The 1,672-nt window shown below is 42.1% G+C and carries 2 protein-coding genes and 2 pseudogenes; all 4 read right to left on the bottom strand.

Annotation, left to right across the window (positions count from 1 at the left end):
• Nucleotides 1-350 (bottom strand): heparin lyase I family protein (locus QTO00_RS19320; protein ID WP_331426194.1); only part of this gene is annotated, 350 nt, incomplete at its 3' end.
• A gap of 158 nt (nucleotides 351-508) precedes the next feature.
• Nucleotides 509-802 (bottom strand): annotated as a pseudogene (locus QTO00_RS19315) (Fis family transcriptional regulator).
• A gap of 43 nt (nucleotides 803-845) precedes the next feature.
• Nucleotides 846-1,301: a tellurite resistance TerB family protein gene (locus QTO00_RS19310; RefSeq protein WP_331426193.1), complete on the bottom strand. Its 456-nt coding sequence runs from the start codon at nucleotides 1,299-1,301 to the stop codon at nucleotides 846-848.
• A gap of 126 nt (nucleotides 1,302-1,427) precedes the next feature.
• Nucleotides 1,428-1,672: pseudogene (locus tag QTO00_RS19305) on the bottom strand (alkaline phosphatase family protein); the annotation flags it as partial.

Below are 1,672 nucleotides of genomic sequence, written 5' to 3'. Positions count from 1 at the left end.
ATATTGGTGTAATTGTCTGGGAAGTAAATTTCCCAACCATACCAATATTGGTCACCGTTATGAGTTGACTTGCTTCGTTCACTAAGTTCGCTTCTCTCCCTATCTTTTTTACAATCATTCCAATCTTTATTAGAAGCACAATCACCATAACGAACTTCGAACCTTTCAACTAAAGTCGAAGAATCACTTTCAAGTAAAGGGTCCGCAGTTAGCGTGTATCCGTGAGATTTATTATTTAATGAACGTTGGAAATCTCCATAATTGCCTCTGTTTACCTCGTTTACCGAAGAGCAAGCCACGAGAGAAATCAAAGTGACAATGAGAAAGCATGCTTTCTTTATTAGTGACATATTTATCCTCATTCTTCCATTTTTAGATTCAGAAAATAAATATAGCAGTGAATATACAAGTGACCTTTAAAGACACTTAATTTTAAGCAAAAGCGTGAACATGGACGATTCCACTCGTGACAAGCTAGCGTGCGACTGCATTTCGCTATTTGCAACATTTACTTTGTCTCGTAACTAATTTGTTTGCTTGCGTTCTTTAGCTGTACTCCAGCCTTATTAAACGCCTTTTGGATAGTGGTTGAGACGTGCGGCGGAGCTTCTCCTTCTATAAAGTTGGCTCTATCTTGATTCGTTTCGAAAATGTAGCTTATTTTTAAACTTTGAGGGAAAGAAGGATATTTGACAGTATGAGTCACCTAAAGAAAGCCATCGTAGCTTTTTAACGTGTCTTCACAAACTTCAGTTAGTACTTCTCTAATTAGGTTTTCGACCTTTTTATCGGATTTACGCATCAAGAACATTTCCTGCTTGGAGTGAATGAATCACTGTAAGTAGCTACTTCTTATCACCATCAATCACAGACAATTTAGCGCGAATAAATTCGTTGTGGTCGACGTAGAGAAGTTCGGCGGTTTTTCTGATCACTGAGTCTTCTAGTGGATCTATTTCACCATCGGCATTCGCTACTTCCCACATGGCTTTGATTAGCGAGTAGCGTGTCTCTTGGCTTAGTTCACGAAGCTGAGAGGTGAAGTCGTAGAGAGAGGCTGACTCTTTGCTGCTTGCTTCGGCTCTGCTAAGCAAAACTTTGGCTCCGGCTTCATCAAGATCGAGTAAACGCATCAATAGGTGGCGTTTGGCTTCAACCTCTACAGGTTCAATCTGGTGGTCTGCGCCGGCTACCTCACACAGTAAGCAAGCGATGGCTAAGTTGGTATCAGGCTGGGCGTTTTGTCCTAAATCGTGGCCTTCGAGCAATTGTTTAAATAGAGATGTAATAGAGTTCAACATATCGGTAGCCCGTTAATCTTGATTGTTTATATTTGTTACGCTCGAAAGCATTGGTTCGATTTGTCGTAGCGTTACTTTTATAGATAGTGGTTATGGACGCGCATCTCAAGTCTCTTTACAAAAACCTTACGTTTCATTTATTGGTGGAAACTCCCACTCGACACCGTCGCCGGTAAGAATCGAAATACGTTCAGGCTTGCCGCGCTCATCTAGGGTTAGCTCGCCAATCGCGCTGGTATTGACCAAGCGGCGTACGCCTTGGGTATTGGGGTCACGCTTTTTAATTTTCAAACGCTTACGCTTGGTTAAAAAGTTGAGCGGAGAGCGGGGAGAGTAGAGCAGCCTATCGGCGTGGTCACAAACACCAAGCA

Origin of the sequence: Vibrio sp. M260118 (genome assembly GCF_036533755.1) — a bacterium.
Taxonomy (GTDB): domain Bacteria; phylum Pseudomonadota; class Gammaproteobacteria; order Enterobacterales; family Vibrionaceae; genus Vibrio.
This window is presented reverse-complemented; position numbering and strand designations above follow the sequence as displayed.

Excerpts from the sequence above, each read along its gene's own strand:
- QTO00_RS19310 (WP_331426193.1), bottom strand. The coding sequence starts at position 1,301 with ATGTTGAACTCTATTACATCTCTATTTAAACAATTGCTCGAAGGCCAC.